Annotated in this window: 16 protein-coding genes; 1 reads left to right on the top strand and 15 read right to left on the bottom strand. The window is 33.2% G+C overall.

Features of this window, described 5'->3' with window-relative positions:
* Positions 1 to 18: 18 nt before the first annotated feature.
* The 6 genes from PQ462_RS01910 to PQ462_RS01935 all read right to left on the bottom strand — a co-directional run bounded on the left by PQ462_RS01910 (position 19) and on the right by PQ462_RS01935 (position 5,351).
* Positions 19 to 927, bottom strand: coding sequence for a pseudouridine synthase (locus PQ462_RS01910; RefSeq protein ID WP_274252168.1), 909 nt, complete (start codon positions 925 to 927; stop codon positions 19 to 21).
* Positions 928 to 1,081: 154 nt separating this feature from the next.
* Entirely contained in the window at positions 1,082 to 2,038 is a 957-nt protein-coding gene (locus tag PQ462_RS01915) for a geranylgeranylglycerol-phosphate geranylgeranyltransferase (protein ID WP_121362516.1), read from the bottom strand.
* A gap of 61 nt (positions 2,039 to 2,099) precedes the next feature.
* Entirely contained in the window at positions 2,100 to 2,690 is a 591-nt protein-coding gene (locus PQ462_RS01920) for a DUF502 domain-containing protein (RefSeq protein WP_274252169.1), read from the bottom strand.
* Positions 2,691 to 2,754: 64 nt separating this feature from the next.
* A complete protein-coding gene (locus PQ462_RS01925; RefSeq protein WP_274252170.1) occupies positions 2,755 to 3,693 on the bottom strand; it encodes a mevalonate kinase family protein in 939 nt (312 codons plus the stop codon).
* 308 nt (positions 3,694 to 4,001) lie between these two features.
* On the bottom strand, positions 4,002 to 4,220 hold the full coding sequence (locus PQ462_RS01930) for a hypothetical protein (RefSeq protein WP_095928167.1): 219 nt from the start codon (positions 4,218 to 4,220) through the stop codon (positions 4,002 to 4,004).
* Between the two features lie 30 nt (positions 4,221 to 4,250).
* Entirely contained in the window at positions 4,251 to 5,351 is a 1,101-nt protein-coding gene (locus PQ462_RS01935) for a diphosphomevalonate/mevalonate 3,5-bisphosphate decarboxylase family protein (protein WP_274252171.1), read from the bottom strand.
* Between the two features lie 151 nt (positions 5,352 to 5,502).
* Here PQ462_RS01935 and PQ462_RS01940 point away from each other — a divergent pair, with 151 nt between their 5' ends.
* Positions 5,503 to 5,979 carry a TspO/MBR family protein gene (locus tag PQ462_RS01940; RefSeq protein WP_250834338.1) on the top strand — a complete coding sequence of 159 codons (477 nt, stop codon included), beginning with the start codon at positions 5,503 to 5,505 and terminating at the stop codon, positions 5,977 to 5,979.
* A gap of 43 nt (positions 5,980 to 6,022) precedes the next feature.
* Here the strand turns inward: PQ462_RS01940 and PQ462_RS01945 are convergent, their stop codons facing one another.
* The 9 genes from PQ462_RS01945 to PQ462_RS01985 form a co-directional block, all read right to left on the bottom strand.
* Positions 6,023 to 6,763 (bottom strand): hypothetical protein, encoded by a 741-nt coding sequence (locus PQ462_RS01945; protein ID WP_274252172.1) that lies wholly within the window; start codon positions 6,761 to 6,763, stop codon positions 6,023 to 6,025.
* An 82-nt stretch (positions 6,764 to 6,845) separates the two neighbouring features.
* On the bottom strand, positions 6,846 to 7,514 hold the full coding sequence (locus tag PQ462_RS01950) for an MBL fold metallo-hydrolase (RefSeq protein ID WP_274252173.1): 669 nt from the start codon (positions 7,512 to 7,514) through the stop codon (positions 6,846 to 6,848).
* Between the two features lie 61 nt (positions 7,515 to 7,575).
* Entirely contained in the window at positions 7,576 to 8,148 is a 573-nt protein-coding gene (locus tag PQ462_RS01955; protein WP_274252174.1) for a Crp/Fnr family transcriptional regulator, read from the bottom strand.
* 3 nt (positions 8,149 to 8,151) lie between these two features.
* Positions 8,152 to 8,799 carry an HAD family hydrolase gene (locus tag PQ462_RS01960; RefSeq protein WP_274252175.1) on the bottom strand — a complete coding sequence of 216 codons (648 nt, stop codon included), beginning with the start codon at positions 8,797 to 8,799 and terminating at the stop codon, positions 8,152 to 8,154.
* A gap of 6 nt (positions 8,800 to 8,805) precedes the next feature.
* Positions 8,806 to 10,014, bottom strand: coding sequence for an NAD(P)/FAD-dependent oxidoreductase (locus PQ462_RS01965; RefSeq protein ID WP_274252176.1), 1,209 nt, complete (start codon positions 10,012 to 10,014; stop codon positions 8,806 to 8,808).
* Between the two features lie 226 nt (positions 10,015 to 10,240).
* Positions 10,241 to 10,918: a glycerophosphodiester phosphodiesterase gene (locus PQ462_RS01970; protein WP_274252177.1), complete on the bottom strand. Its 678-nt coding sequence runs from the start codon at positions 10,916 to 10,918 to the stop codon at positions 10,241 to 10,243.
* A gap of 186 nt (positions 10,919 to 11,104) precedes the next feature.
* Positions 11,105 to 12,772 (bottom strand): alpha-amylase family glycosyl hydrolase, encoded by a 1,668-nt coding sequence (locus PQ462_RS01975; RefSeq protein WP_274252178.1) that lies wholly within the window; start codon positions 12,770 to 12,772, stop codon positions 11,105 to 11,107.
* A 258-nt stretch (positions 12,773 to 13,030) separates the two neighbouring features.
* Complete coding sequence (locus PQ462_RS01980) at positions 13,031 to 14,905, bottom strand: glycoside hydrolase family 13 protein (RefSeq protein ID WP_274252179.1); 1,875 nt, start codon at positions 14,903 to 14,905, stop codon at positions 13,031 to 13,033.
* Between the two features lie 77 nt (positions 14,906 to 14,982).
* Positions 14,983 to 15,816, bottom strand: a complete 834-nt coding sequence (locus tag PQ462_RS01985; protein ID WP_274252180.1) for a hypothetical protein — start codon at positions 15,814 to 15,816, stop codon at positions 14,983 to 14,985.
* Positions 15,817 to 16,044 lie beyond the last annotated feature (228 nt).

Genomic DNA, 16,044 nt, shown 5'->3' on the forward strand with positions numbered 1-16,044 from the left:
GTTAAATCTTGAGAAGATTTATGCGTTTTTCAAATTAATAACTTCTTGGTCTGTCAAAAATCGCCAGTTACCTCTAGGAAGATTCTTTTTTGTTAAACCTGCAAAAGAAACACGATCAATACGAAGTACGTTATAGTCGAAGTTTTCAAAAATTGCACGTACAACCTTTACATTTGATGAGCGCAGTTTAAGACCTACTTCACTTTTTGGTTCTTTCTCGATATAGCTTATTTCCTCAACAGATACACGGTGGCCATCAAGAACTAAACCTTTGCTTATTTTTTCTAAATCTTCAAATTTTAAGTTTTTGTCTAAAGAAACCTGATAGATTTTTGGTGATTTCTGATTTGGTAAACTAAATTTACGAATCATATCAGTATCGTTTGTAAACAACAACAATCCAGTTGTGTTTTTATCCATTCTTCCAATAGGAGCAATTTTTGCATTTGTAGCCGCACGAACAAGTTCCAGAACGTTACGATATTCCTGACCTTCATCAAGAGCAGTAGTAAAGTTTTTAGGTTTGTTTAGCAAAATATATTCCTTCTTTTCCGGAGTCAAAGTAACACCGTCAAAGTTTACAACATCATTTAGTTTTACTAAGTATCCCATTTCAGTAACGGGTACACCGTTTACTTTAACATTTCCTGACTGAATATATAAATCGGCATCACGACGCGAACAAACCCCTGAATTTGAGATGTATTTGTTCAAACGAATTTCATCCGAAGCTTTTTGTCTTTTAGCCGGCTGATTTTGTTTTCTAAGTTTTTCTGCCACTGCTTCCTGAGCTGCTTTAACTTCAGGTTTTACTTTTTTTGGCCCTTGCGCGCGCTTAGCCATAGGAGGTTTTGGCTTGCTGGAGTTTGATCTTGAGCTATTTGGTCTAGTTCCACCTCTTTTATTATTGCCTTCCTTGTTGTTCATAGAATCATTAATTTGTGCAAAGATAGTTTTTTCCTGCTAATAAATCTTAAGTTCAATGTTCTTAGATTGATAGCTTTCAATTTTAAGCTAATTAAGAGCATTACAATTGTAAATTTAGCTATAAATAAAGCTGCTCCAAATCAGCGATCAAATATTAAAATGTAGAAATCAATTGTTTACCGTGCCACAAGACACTCGGATTAATCAGAACAATGCAAAAAACACCAGAAACAATCAGGAATTTTAAAACGTTATGCAGTAACAAAAACTGTTCTTTTGAATTGGATTTCCATAGATAAAACAGAAAAAAAATCAAAACAATAAAACACGCGTAGAAGTAAATATCCATGTATCCTACATCATAAATGTCTACCAAAATATAAACAGGAATGATGGTTAAAAACGTCAAAACAGTAATGATTTTTTTTGAAACCTTTTCGTTGTAAGTAATTGGAATTGTGTGATAATCATTAGCCAAATCACCTTTTAAATTCTCCAAATCCTTTATCATTTCCCGAATCAAAAGCAATAAAAACAAAAACATGGCATGTGCCGAAATTACCACAAAATGACTGCGGTGATTTTCAATTTCTTCAAACGAAATCGAATTGTAGAAGTATAGCAAAATCGCAAAAAATGGAATTACAGCCATAAAAGCAGCTGTTAAATTCCCTACAATAGGGTATTTTTTAATTTTATGAGAGTAGAACCAAATTAGAAAGATATATGCAGAAAAGAATAAAAATGCACGCCAGGAAACAATTCCGGCCATTAAAACTGCTAAAAAATTAAGGCTGAAATAAACCGTTAACTTTGTTTTCTGACTCACTAATCTGTCCAGCATAGATTTATTAGGACGATTAATTAAATCTTTCTGGCTGTCGTAAAAATTATTGATTATATAACCTGAAGCAATTGTAACTGCGGAAGCAAAAACAATCAAAAACAAATAAAAATCCAGCAGAATATCTAAAGCTCTTTTTTCTGGAGCAAGAATAAATATTGCAGATAAGTATTGTGCCAGAATAATAATGGGAATATTATAGCCGCGTACCACAGAGAACAAACTAACAATTTTCATTACTAAAAGTTTGTGCTGTCTGCTTAACATAAATATATTTTGTTGGATTAAATTAAATTTGAAGTTAAAGGATATTTTTGGAATCTGAAATTTAGAACTTGTTTTTTAACAATTCTTTAGAGCCATAGCCTAATTTTCTAATGCAAGCCAAAGCTTCTTTCTGGGTAATTTCGATTTCCCGAATGTCTTTTTTTTCTACCAAAACAACTGATCCGCTCCACGGATTTGGAGCATCGGGTATGAAAACGGTAAAATTGTTTTCGTTAATCTGTTCTATTAAAAATGCAAACTGCCAGCCGGCATCAGTTGGAACCAAAATTACTTTTAGATCTTGCTTTGATTCAAAACCCATAATACTTTCATTCATGCTTTTCATAAACGAATATCCGGGTACAAAGCTTAAAATACCATCTTCTAATTTTTGGATCAGTTTTTTTGCCCTGGCTGTTCGTGCCAGCAAACCAGCAGCAAAACAAATTAAAATGATTATTAGTATTCCAATAAGTTCCTGAAGAGCAATTCCTAAAACATGAACTCTGGGCAGGTTATTTACAAGCGGAAGTGTTATTTTTTGAATAATGCCGTACCCTTTTTCAAGAATAATAAGCAGTACAACTAAAGGTACTAAGAACAGAATTCCTCCCAAAAAAGTTGCTTTAATTATTGTAAAAATACTTTTCATAATAAATAACTTTTTAGGATGAAACTTATAAAAATGTACTCAAATAACTTCGGCTTTTAAATAGTTAGAATTGGTAAACAACTTCTAGTTTATAGTCTTTTAAAGAAACTTTAGCACGTTCTAAATCTTCGGTAAATCCCAGAATATAACCACCTCCACCAGAACCGCAGAGTTTTAGATAATAATCGTTAGTGTCAATTCCGTGCTGCCAGATTCCGTGAAATTGTTCTGGAATCATAGGTTTAAAGTTGTTTAAAACTACTTTAGAAAGTTTTTTAGTATTGGTAAATAAAGATTTCATGTCGCCGTGCAGAAAGTTCTCTACGCAGGCGTCTGTATATTTTACAAACTGATTTTTAAGCATTGTACGGAAACCTTTGTCTTTTAGGTTTTCCATAAAAATATTAACCATTGGAGCCGTTTCGCCAACAATTCCAGAATCTAATAAAAATACCGCACCTTTTCCGTCAAAACTTTGAGTTGGAATTCCGGTTGCTTCAATATTATCTTTTGAATTAATAAGGATTGGAATACTCAAATAGCTATTTAACGGATCTAATCCAGAACTTTTTCCATGGAAAAAACTTTCCATTTGAGAAAATATGTTTTTTAACTGTAATAGTTTTTCGCGAGTAAGGTTTTCTAAAACAGTGATTTTGTTAGCTGCATATTTATCATAAATGGCTGCAACAAGTGCCCCGCTGCTTCCAACACCATATCCCTGCGGAATACTAGAATCGAAATACATTCCAGTTTCGACATCGCTTTTAAGAGTTTCTAAATCGAAAGTAACCAATTCCGGCTGCTGAGTCTGTAAAACTTCAAGGTAAGAAGCAAAACTTCTTAAACTTTTGTTAGATGAAATAGCTTCTTCTGTAGGCTCTTCAGATTTTTTTAAAGCGCCATTGTAAAAGTTATAAGGAATAGAAAGTCCTTTAGAGTCGCGAATAATTCCGTATTCTCCAAAGAGTAATATTTTTGAGTAAAATAGTGGTCCTTTCATGATTTATTTTATGTCTTTCTTTATTTTATTTGGGTTTTGTCTAGTGTCGAAAATGTTGTGAATCCTGATTTCGTTTGCACTAAAACTATATAATAGGCTCGATTGCTTTGTTATAACACATTTTCGATATTTTTTATTCACAGCTGATTTTGGAAAAATTTCTGGATTCATCACCATTATTGAAATTGCTTTTTCAAATTTGATGATAAAAATCTTTTTTGATTTTTCTGACCATCTTGCTTCAATGAACTTTAAAACTGAATCTAAATTTTTCTCCGCTGTTTTTGAAAAACTTACTTTAAGATCCACTATCTGTATTTTTTCATCACATCCTCATAGCTTGTAAATTCTCCTCTTTCAAATTCTAATTCACTTTGAGCTATATCCTCTTTTTGTTGATCGGTCAAATCGTCCCACCAATCTTTTTTATTTTTTCTAAGCAATTTTGCAACTGCCATAATGATTGAAGGATCATCAGTTTTTTTCAACATCTCCATTGCTTCGCGTTTTTCTAATTGAATGTCCATAACCAAAAATTTAACTAAAGATACGGAAAATTATAATGCAATCGCTCCCTCTCCAATTTTGTCGCAAATGTATTGACTATTCTGACAAAATACAACTAATTCGTCCTGAATAAATTGAAGTACTTTTTCGCTAACGTTTTCAGGATATAATACATGTACATTGGCACCAGCATCAAGCGTAAAACATACTGGAATCTTGGTTTCATTTCTGAATTTCCAGATTGCATTTATGATTTGAAGCGTATTAGGTTTCATTAAAATGAAATACGGCATCGATGTCATCATCATAGCATGCAGAGTCAATGCTTCACTTTCTACAACTTTGATGAATTCGTCTAAGTTTCCACTTTTAAAAATGGCAATCAATTTATCTAGATTTTCGTGCGCTTGTGCAAAACGTCTTTCTGCATACGGATGATTGTGCATTAAATCGTGCCCAACGGTGCTGGAAACTTGTTTTTCGCCTTTGTCAACCAATAAAATAGTATCTTGATAATTCTTGAAGTTCTCGTGAATTGTATACGGAAATTCAACTCCAAATAAATCTGTGCTTCCTTCAATATTTTCCTGATTTCCCCAAACGACAACATTCCCTTTTACACTTCTGCAAGCGCTTCCAGAACCTAATCGAGCTAGAAATGAAGCTTTTTGATAGAAATAATCGTCGGTCATTTCTGGATTCAGTTGTTTTTCCAGACTCATAAAATTCATCGCCAGCGCAGCCATTCCAGAAGCGGAAGAAGCAATTCCTGAACTATGAGGAAAAGTATTTTGAGTATCAATCGTAAAATGATACTCTTTTAAAAACGGCAGATAAACTTCAACTCTTTCTAAAAACTTCTGAATTTTTGGTTTAAAGTCTTCTTTTGGTTTTCCTTCAAAAAGAAAATCAAAAGAAAAACTATTTGTCACGTTGAGCGAAGTCGAAGCGTCTTTTTTTGAAAAAGCAAGTTTGGTGATTGTTTTACAATTGTTCAAAGTAAAACTTACCGAAGGATTTGCTGGAATCTGGTTTTCTTTTTTCCCCCAGTATTTCACTAAGGCAATGTTGCTTGGAGCGCTCCATTCAAAGTTTCCGTTTTCGATGGTTGAAGTATATGGATTTGGTATAAAATCAGCTGCTGTTAACATGAATTATAAAATTTTGGCAAAGATAGTTTTTAAATTTTTTCACCATATAAGTAATATAAGAAAATATAAATTGTCTTTGCTAAAATGAACTTCCATCACGTATGTGGTTTAATTTTTCTTTTGACTATTTTTGAATTCAAAATTTGATATCATGAATAAATTTGTAAAAATCGCTATAGCTTTAGTAATTTGTTTAACAGTTGGATATTCTGCTAGTTTAGTAACAAGACCAAGTATTGAGACTTGGTATGTAACGTTGGAAAAACCCGTTTTTAATCCGCCGAATTGGATTTTTATGCCAGTTTGGACAGTTCTTTACATATTTATGGCAATTGCAGCAGCGCTGGTTTGGGACCGAATAAAAGAACATACTGAGGAAGTTAAAAAAGCACTGCTTTTCTTCATCATTCAATTGATTTTAAATGCTATTTGGTCTTATTTATTTTTCGGATTAAAAAACCCGATGTTGGCTTTAGTCGAAATCGTGCTTTTATGGCTGATGATTTATGAAACATATTTGAAATTCGTCAAAATCAATAAAACTTCAGGTTATTTATTGATTCCTTATTTAGCTTGGGTTGGATTTGCTACAGTTTTGAATGCTAGTATTTGGTGGCTGAATAAGTAAAATTTAGTTTCAAGTTTCAGGTTTTTCTCTGTTTCAAGTTAAGCTATTTCAACTTCTTAAACTCTTCATTTTTAACATATAAAAAATCCATTGTATAAAGTAAATTTTTCTGTTTTAGAATAATTTCAGATTGCGGATCGGCTGTGCAAAATTCTAGGAAAAGAGCTTTTTCATCAGGATTTAATTTTAAATCTTTTGTAAAAAAATCTAAAGGACAAGTTGCTTCGGCGAATGTTTTGAAATCCAATTCAGGAGTTTTCTTTTTAGGTTTTTTGTTGCCACTATCTTCTTTTTTAAACAAACTTAAAAGACCTGCTCCCATAGCGCCAAAATTCATTCCGTTTGCAATAGTACCGTCATAAACGCCAGTATATTTTCGTAAATCGCTCGAGGCTCTCATTAATGCAATCGAATCTGAAACTTCTTGAGTAGGACCAACATGAGGAAATTTTATAGCTGTAATTAAGACTTCATAGAGTTCTTCCGGTTTCAAAATCATATTGACAATCAGGTTATTTTGATCTATGTTTTCCTGAGAAATTTTAAATCTTTTAAAGAAATAGTCTTTGGAGTAAAAAAGAAGGCTGTCTTGTGGATGGACTAAAATTGAAAACTCGCCTAGCTCATTTGTTCTGGTACTAATTCGAGCTGTTTTGTTAATCACCTCTACTTTATTAAGCGGAATGTTTTGCGAAAAAACTTTTCCGTTTAATACTTTTTCCGTTTGAGAAACGCTGAGCTGATAAGTAAAAATAGAAATTGTAGTAAGTAATTTTACACTCATATAGGATTAATTAGTTGAGAGTAAAATTATTAGAATTGTCTTAATGAAAACTTACGGAATGTGTAAATTCTTGTTAATAAAATTATCGCATGTTTTGAACAAATTTTCCCAGTTCTCCATTATTAAATAAAACTGGTCCGTGACCAAAACACAATATTTTAGGTTGTAATGATGCCAATTTGAGAATCGATTTTCTATTGGTTTCTTTATTAGCGGTAAATAAATGGGGAGGTTCATGCAAACCGACTTTTGTAGTGAGAAGATTCATATTGGTCATCACATCGCCTACAATTAAAACGCCATCCTTTTCCCTGAAAAAAGAGATATGTCCGCTGGAATGTCCCGGTGTTTCAATAACCGTGAATCCGCCAATTTGATCTCCTTCTTTTAAAGTTTCAGAAACGGGATGTCCTTTTCCTGCCCAAAAGTTTTTCTGAAATTTAGAAATGATATGATTCGGATTTGGGTATTCTGTAATTACATTTCCATTTTCAGCAAATGCCTTTTCAGGTTCGCTACATAAAAGTGGAATCTTCAGCGTTTCACAGATTATTTTACTGCTTCCCTGATGATCTGCATGAGCATGTGTTAAGGCGTGTTTGTTGACGGTTTTGTCTTTAATTGCTTTAAAAATTGTATTTGCTGAACTTCGAATTCCAGCATCAATTAAAACATCTTCAATTAAATAACAATTTATAGCGTTTCTAGGAAATAACGGAATCTGGTAAACGTCTTTGGCAATATTCTTCATCTTCTTCAAATTTTATTTTGACAAAGATTCGAATTCAGATTCTTAATCCACTTGATAAATGTTAAGAAATGTCCTGACGGATTCTGCTCAACGATTCTGGCGTAATTCCGAGAAAAGAAGCGATATAAATTAAAGGCGTTCGCTGAATTATTTTGGCTGGAGCCGATGCTAAAAAAGTCTGATATTTTTCTTTGGCAGGAATCATTTGCAGTTTTAAAACGCGATCGGCCATGCAAAGATAATTTTGTTCGGCGAGAATTCTTCCAACACGTTCCCAATTTTGGATTTCGCTATATAGAAATTGCATTTTTTCGAAAGTAATCGAAAGAACTTCGCAATCTTCAATACACTGAATATTTTCAAAAGAAACGGATTGATTTATAAAACTGGAATATGAAGCGATAAAACCCTCATCACAACTTAAATAAGTCGTAATTTCTTTTCCGTCTTTTAAATAATAAACCCGCGCCAGACCTTCAACAATAAAAAAGATTTTATTGCTGGTTTTTCCCATTGAAGAAAGAAATTCTTTAGCTATAAACTTTTCATATTCAAAACAAGAATCTATCTTTTCGATTTCTTTTTCAGAAAACGAAGCGATTGATAGTATTTGTTTTTGTAATTCAGCATTCACGATTTACAATATTTCGATTAATTCTGAAGCATTCTTAATAACCGCTTTTGCGCCACTAGATTTCAATTCATCTTCGGTTCTATAGCCCCAAGTTACGCCAACAGGAAACATATTAGCATTTATGGCCGTTTTCATGTCAATATCAGAATCTCCGACAAAAAGAATTTCTTCAGGTTTTAAATTCCATTTTTTACTGATTTCAATCGCTTCAAACGGATTCGGTTTCTTAAGCGCTTCTGTGCTTAAACCAATAGCTGTGTCGAATTGTTTTGGAAATAATTCATAAGCTATTTTCTTGGTTAACTCATCGGCTTTGTTGGAGAAAACCGCCATTTTGATGTTTTGCGAAGTCAGATTTTCTAGCAATTCTACAATACCCTCATAAGGTTTTGTTTTGAGTGTACAGATTTTAGTGTATTCATCGACCATACATTCAAAACAACTTTCGATTTCATCATCAGAATTGTTTGTAGCAGGTAAAGCTTTACTTACCAGATTTCGTAAACCGCTCCCAATAAAATATTGATATGTGTCGTAAGTATGTGTAGGATAATTTAAAGCGGTAAGCACTTTATTCATCGCATCTGAGATGTCTTCTAAAGAATTGACTAATGTGCCGTCTAAATCGAAAATAATTCCTTTAAATTTCATTTTGTATTAAATATTTTGAGCCAGAATAAACCCGCTTGTCCAGGCATTCTGAAAATTAAATCCTCCCGTTATGGCGTCGATATTTACAATTTCACCAGCAAAATAAAGATTTTCGTGAATTTTGCTTTCCATGGTTTTAAAGTTGATTTCTTTTAAATCGATTCCACCAGCTGTTACAAATTCTTCCTTAAAAGTGCTTTTCCCGTTTACTTTAAATTCAGCTTTTGTCAGTTGTGAAGTTAGATTCTGCAATTGAATTTTTGATAAATCTGCCCATTTCGTTTCAGAATCAATTCCCGAAGCTAGAACCAAACTTTCCCACAAACGATTCGGAAAGTCGAAAGGCGATTTTTTAGAAACGGCTTTTTTAGCGTGTTCTTGTTTTAAATCTTTCAGGATTTTTTCGGCATCTTCAAAATCAACATCATTTAACCAATTCACAAAAATGGTAAATTGATAATTTTTGTCGTGCAGAATGCGTGCACCCCAAGCCGAAAGTTTAAGAATTGCGGGACCGCTCATTCCCCAATGGGTAATTAACAAAGGCCCTGTAGATTCTAACTTGGTATCTTTTACATTTATGGTTACTTGTGCCGCAACGCCTGGCAGTTCTTTAATTCTCGAATCTTTGATGTTGAAAGTAAATAGGGAAGGAACGGGGCTTACAACAGCGTGTCCGTGTTCCTGAAGCATTTCCCAAATTTTAGGGTTGCTTCCCGTTGCCATCACTAATTTTTCGGCTGCATAATTGTCGCTTTGGGTATCAATTTTCCAATGATTTTCTTTTTTGAAAATCGATTGTACGCTTTGTCCTGTCAAAACTTTTATGCCTAATTTTTCAGTTGCTTTTAAGAAGCAATCAATAATGGTTTGGGATGAATTGGAAACAGGAAACATTCTTCCATCTTCTTCGATTTTTAATTCGACGCCGTGTTTTTCAAACCATTCGATTGTATCTCCCGAACAAAATTGATGAAAAGGCCCGCGAAGTTCTTTTTCGCCTCGTGGATAAAATTTAACCAATTCGTTGGGTTCAAAACAAGCGTGCGTCACATTGCATCGTCCGCCTCCGGAAACGCGAACTTTAGAAAGTACTTCTTTTCCCCTTTCTAAAATGGCAATTTTTAGTTTCGGATTTTTCTCGGCAATATTAATTGCGGTAAAAAAACCTGCAGCGCCTCCGCCAACGATGATTATGTCGAAATTTTTGATCATATTTTTATCTTTTTGCCACGACTCGAGCGATAGCGAACTGGCGTAGCAATTACACGAATTGGCACTAATTTTTTTCTTGCCACAGATTACACAGATTAAAAGGATTTTTTCTTTCGCCACGAATTTCACTAATTTCCACGAATTATTTTAGGATGATAAATTTGTGTCAATTCGTGAAATTCGTGGCAAACAAATCTGTGTTAATCTGTGCAATCTGTGGCTATACTTATATTTTGTCTGGATTATCAGAGATAATTCCGTTTACGTTGTAACTTTTTACTTTTTGAATGTCTTTTTCTGAGTTTACTGTCCATGGTAAAACTAAGAATCCTTTTTCCTGAATTTGTCGAACATTTTCTTTATTCAATAAATTAAAATCAGGATGAATAGCTTTTGCTTTTATTTTTTCGGCGAAAGCCAAAGCAGTATCAAGATTTTCTTCTGTTAAAACACCAATTGGGATGTTTGGATTTAGGTTTGATGTTCCCTCCAGCATATTCCATTCAAAACTGGAAATGATGAAATGACTGTCATTCCAGTTTTTTTCTGAAATATTTTCTTCAATTAAAGCAACAACTTTCGGCGCAGTTCCTATACCTTTTAATTCGATATTGATTAAACATTTTTTGTCAACCAAATCAAAAACCTCGTTTAAAGTTGGAATTTGATATTTTCCATCAATTAAAAATGATTTTAATTCTGCTAAAGTAAAACTGCTTACTAAACCTTTTCCGTTAGTGGTCCTGTCGATGGTTTCGTCGTGAATTACGATGATATATCCGTCAGAGCTCAAATGAACATCTAGTTCGATTCCGTCTGAATTTAGGTCTAATGCTTTTTGAAAAGCTTGTAAAGTATTTTCAGGTTCGTAGGCTTTAGCACCTCGATGTCCAATTTTAAGCATTTGTTACGAGTTTAACCGCAAAGGTCGCAAAGTTTTACGCAAAGGTCACAAGGATTATAAAAAAAGTTAGCCACAGATTATAAAGATTAGCACAGATTTTTAAAAATCCTTTTAATCCTAATAATCTGTGGCTAAAAAACTTTGCGAACCTTGCGATTTTCCCTTGCGACCTTTGCGGTTAAACTTTTAAAGCTCTTCTAATAAAACAATATCAAAATCATTGTCTATAATCACTTTCCCATCAATTACTTCGACTTCTTGATTTGAATAAGCATCTTTTAGTTTTGTTCCGTTTGGGAAGATATCACCAACTGGAAGTTCTTTTCTGCCTTTTGGTAAATCCACTCCCATAACAACTTTATCTGCAAAAGAACCTTTAGTAAACGTTCTAGAAAAAGTATAAGGATATGGATTAATCAACTTGTGAACACCAGCTCCAACCGCAGGATGATTTCGTCTAAACTGCCCTAATTTCTGCCAATGTAAAAGTGTTTTCTGTGTTTCAGGATTATTCTGAATTTCGTCCCAATTCATGTTTGAACGTAAAGTTGCATCGCCATTTGTACCTTCAACAACTAAGGAACGATTTGATTCGTCGCCATAATAAACTTGCGACATTCCTGGCGAAAGCAAAAGTTTAGTTCCCGTTTCAATTCCTTTTACACGGTTTGCATCAAAAGGCTGACCGTCGTCGTGCGAAGACATATAGTTTAAAACCGAATAACCTTTTAATTCATTATTTAAAGCATTCGAATATTTAGAAAATAAACCTTCGTAATCGTTTTGAGTCGCATTCCATTTAAATTCAAAATTGATCATGCTGTTAAAACCATTTTGAAAATAATTGACTTTTCGATCTCCAAAATCATAATCCTGCCCACCGCTGATTCCATAACCGTAAACTTCGGCAATGGTATAAAACTGATTTTGATCTAAAACCTGTAACGGATGGTGTTTTTTCCAAGTTTCAAATGCATAATCACACTCTTTTTTAAAATCGGCCCAAACGGCTTCTTCAGTGTGTTTTACGGTATCGGCACGGTAGCCGTCAACTCCAAATTCAAGAATGTAGTCTGTAAGCCATTTTATGATATAATACTTTGGTGTTCTTGGGTAACCTGTTCTTTTAAAGAACTCGTCCAACGAAGCAATTTCTTTTTCATAACGTCCTTCTTTTTTCCATTTTTCTATTAAAAAAGGAGGGAGTTCGACTTCTTGTACACTTTCAGTTCTAATATCTGGAAGATTGTCAACCAAAGTACACATTGTAGTATTTTCGAAAGATTTATAATCGCAGACAACGCCAGTTCTTACCCAGTCAGAAGGCCAAACGGGGTCTTCTGGAGTTACTGGTCCAGTATGATTGATTACGCCATCCAAAACTATTCTGATTCCTTTTTCGTGTGCTTTTTTTACCAGATTAGCTAAATCTTCTTTGGTTCCAAAGTTTGGATCTAAAGCCGTCCAGTCTTTTGCCCAATAACCGTGAAAACCATAGCTAAGCCCTGTTCCTTCGTCAACTCCGTCATGAATCTGTTCGACAATCGGCGTAAGCCAAATGGCATTTATTCCTAATTTTTCAAAATATCCCGATTCTATTTTTTTAGTAATTCCGATGATGTCACCGCCTTCAAATCCACGTAATTTTCCCGGAGTTTTGGTTCGGTTAAAATTGACATCGTTTGAAGTGTCTCCGTTGTAAAAACGATCTGTAAGTAAAAAATAAACATTTGCTCCTTCCCAAACGAAAGGTGTTTTAGAAGTATTTTCGTTATTCATTGTAACTGATTTTGAGCCAGAACAACTCATTGTTAAGTATACTAAAGATAAAAAAAGGAAAGTGTATTTTTTCATTATTTTAGAATATTTTAGGATGGATTGTGTTGAAAAAAACAGCCACAGATTACAAGATTAAAATGATTTTTAAATCTGTAATAATCCATTAATCTGTGGCAATAAAATTTTAAACACATAGAATCATAGCATTTCTTTGTCTGAAAAAGATTTGAATAAATGACTCGTTCATTTACACATAGCTATGTTTGTTTAAATAAGTGAAATGCCTTTTATTGAGCCAGAAAATCTATGTCTCTATGTGTTTAAATAAAATATTTATTCCAATTCTAAAACCAAAGCTGATTTTGGTTCTAAAGTAATTTCAGAAGCTAAATCGAATGTTTTTCCTGAAATAACATCTTTTCCTGATTTGTAGTTTTTGATGCTTTCTTTAAAGCGGTTTGTTTTTACAACCTGCTCTTTTGCATTGTTATTGAAAACTACCATAACGGTTTTATTATCAGTATATCTGAAATATACATAAGTGTTGTTTTCTGGAATATAATGCTTCATTTTTCCGAAGTGAACCGCTTCGTTTGTTTTTCTCCAGTTGAATAATTTTGCACTGAAATCAAAGTAAGCCGCTTGTTCTGGAGTTCTTCCTTCTTTGGTGAAAGCATTGTTTTTGTCCCCAGCCCATCCGCCTGGAAAATCCTGACGAATATCGGCATCTCCGCCTTTTCCTTTGTCGCCGCCCATTCCAATTTCTGAACCGTAATAGATTTGCGGAATTCCACGAACTGTTGCCAATAAAGTCATTGCCAGTTTGTATTTTGGTAAATCATATTTGAATTTTTCATTCATACGATCCGTGTCATGATTTTCAGCAAAAACTAAGATATTATTGGTATTTGGATATAAAAAATCCATTGCAAAATTGTTGTAGAATTTAATCAATCCGCTGTCCCAGTTTGGTTCATCTTCACTAAAGGCGGATGTAATCTGACTTTGAAGCGTAAAATCCATTACACTTGGAAGATTCGAATTGTAGTTTTCAATAGCACCAATTTTACTGTCTTTTTGCCAAAAAGCTAAATTCGCCTGATTGTGCATCCAGATTTCACCTACAATATTAAAATTAGGATATTCGTTTGTGATTGATTTTGCCCAATTTGCCATTGCTGTTTTATCCGAATAATTATAAGTGTCAACTCTAAAACCATCGAGATTGGCAAATTCAATCCACCAAATAGCATTTTGAGTTAAGTATTTTGCAACCAAAGGATTTCTAAGATTCAAGTCTGGCATTGAAGGCACAAACCAACCATCAACACAAACTTCCTGATCTATTTTTGAAGCATGAATATCTGTAATTACTTCACGACGGTGATGCGTTTGTGTGAAAGTTTCGAATTGATTGAACCAAGTTTTAGTTGGAATATCTTTCATCATCCAGTGCGTAATTCCCCAGTGATTTGTTACATAATCCATAACCAGTTTCATGTTCTTTTTATGCATTTCTGCTGATAAACGAGCATAATCGTCATTTGTTCCGTAACGTGGATCGATTTTGTAAACATCCGATTGTCCGTACGTATGATACGAATGCTGTTTGTCGTTGTCTTCACATAAAGGTGTACTCCAGATTGTAGTCGCACCAAGAGAAGAAATATAATCTAAGTTTTTAATAATTCCTTCGATATCGCCGCCGTGACGTCCGCTTGGATCTTGACGGTTTCCTTTTTCAGTTAAAGAAGCATCGCTGTCGTTTTTAGAATTTCCGTTAGCAAAACGATCCGGCATGATTAAGTAAATCAAATCAGAGGCGTCGTAACTTTTTCTTTCTGCCGAATTTGCTCTTCTTTCTTTTAGAGCATATTTTTGTTTAAAGGCAATTTTATTATTGTTTTTGAAAGAGAAAACCAATTCAGAAGCTTTTACGTCTTTTGTATCAATTGTTACGAAAAGATAGTTTGGGTTTTCTGTTTTTTCTACATTTTTAATCACCACATTATTCGAAACCGAAGCTTCATATTGTGAAATATTTTTTCCGTAGAACATAATCTGCAGTTCCGAATTTTTCATTCCTGCATACCAAAATGGCGGTTCTACTTTTTGGATTTGCGCTTTCGCGGAAGCAGAAAACAACAAAACCAATAGGATTAATTTATAAATCGAATGGTTTATAAGATATGTTTTGTGGTTTTTCATAATTTATGTTTTTATTGATTTTTGAAGCAGTAGTGAATAGGTAATAGTTTTAAAAATGAATTCTCTGCTAATTTTTTTTAATCACAAGGGATTCCAAATAAATCTAAGCCATCGACCCAGAATTTTTTTATAGGTTTATCCTTTTTTACAATGTATATTGTTCTTCCAGGAAAATCACATTTAGACTTTTCAGGATACATTCCCCATTGAAAATCATCATTATAGGTAAAATAGTAATCTCCAATGTTAGCAAATACTTTGGGTTTGATTTCATCTTTATAATCATAGTTTTTGCTTTCTTTTTCCTCGTATTGACGAATCTTTCTTTCAATATCAGAATAACTTTTTTGATAGTTTATTTTTAGTAATTGTTTAGAGCAAAAAATCGCTTTTCCATTTTTAGCGGTGTCAAATTTTTCAATTGGAAAAGCAATAAAATTTGTTCTACAGGTATTTAGTGCACAAACCACTTTATTTATTGTGATTTTTGAAAATCCTTTTGTACCATAAACGTAGTAACTCTTGTCTACAATTTTTTTAACCTCAAGTTCTAATGTATTACTTCTTATGAGTTTGAAAGTTCCTAAAGTATCATAGTATTCAAAATTTCGAACTTTATTACGGTCGTCGATTAAAACATTATATAAAGAATCTTTTTCATCTACCTGATTAAAAATTTTATCAAACTCATTTCCGCTATAATCACCTCCTTCATACTCTAAATTTGCTACAATTGCTATTGTTTTTTTTGATAAATTATAAACAGAAAAAAGAGTTGTATCTATAGTAACGCTGTCTTCTTCATTTTTTTTTGTATCAATTCTATTTAACGAATTGAATGTCTTACTTTCAGTATTTGTTTTAGTGATTTTTTCATTTTTGTGATGACATGAAATCAGCAAAAGAGTCAAAAAAAAAACCTATAATATTTTTCATTTATATTAATTATTTTTAATCATAGAATTTCGGTTTTCGAAATTTTGAGCAAATTTAACTAAAAAGACAAATGAATAAGTTTTTTCTTATTTTTTAAAGTAAAGGCCCTTAAAAAGGAATTTAAACCATATAAAAAATGTAAGAACATTTAAGACAAAAACTGGGGGAGATTTCTATTTAAATGGACTTACATTTCTTATATG

The sequence above is a fragment of the Flavobacterium sp. KACC 22758 genome (genome assembly GCF_028736135.1).
In the GTDB taxonomy this organism is placed as follows: domain Bacteria; phylum Bacteroidota; class Bacteroidia; order Flavobacteriales; family Flavobacteriaceae; genus Flavobacterium; species Flavobacterium johnsoniae.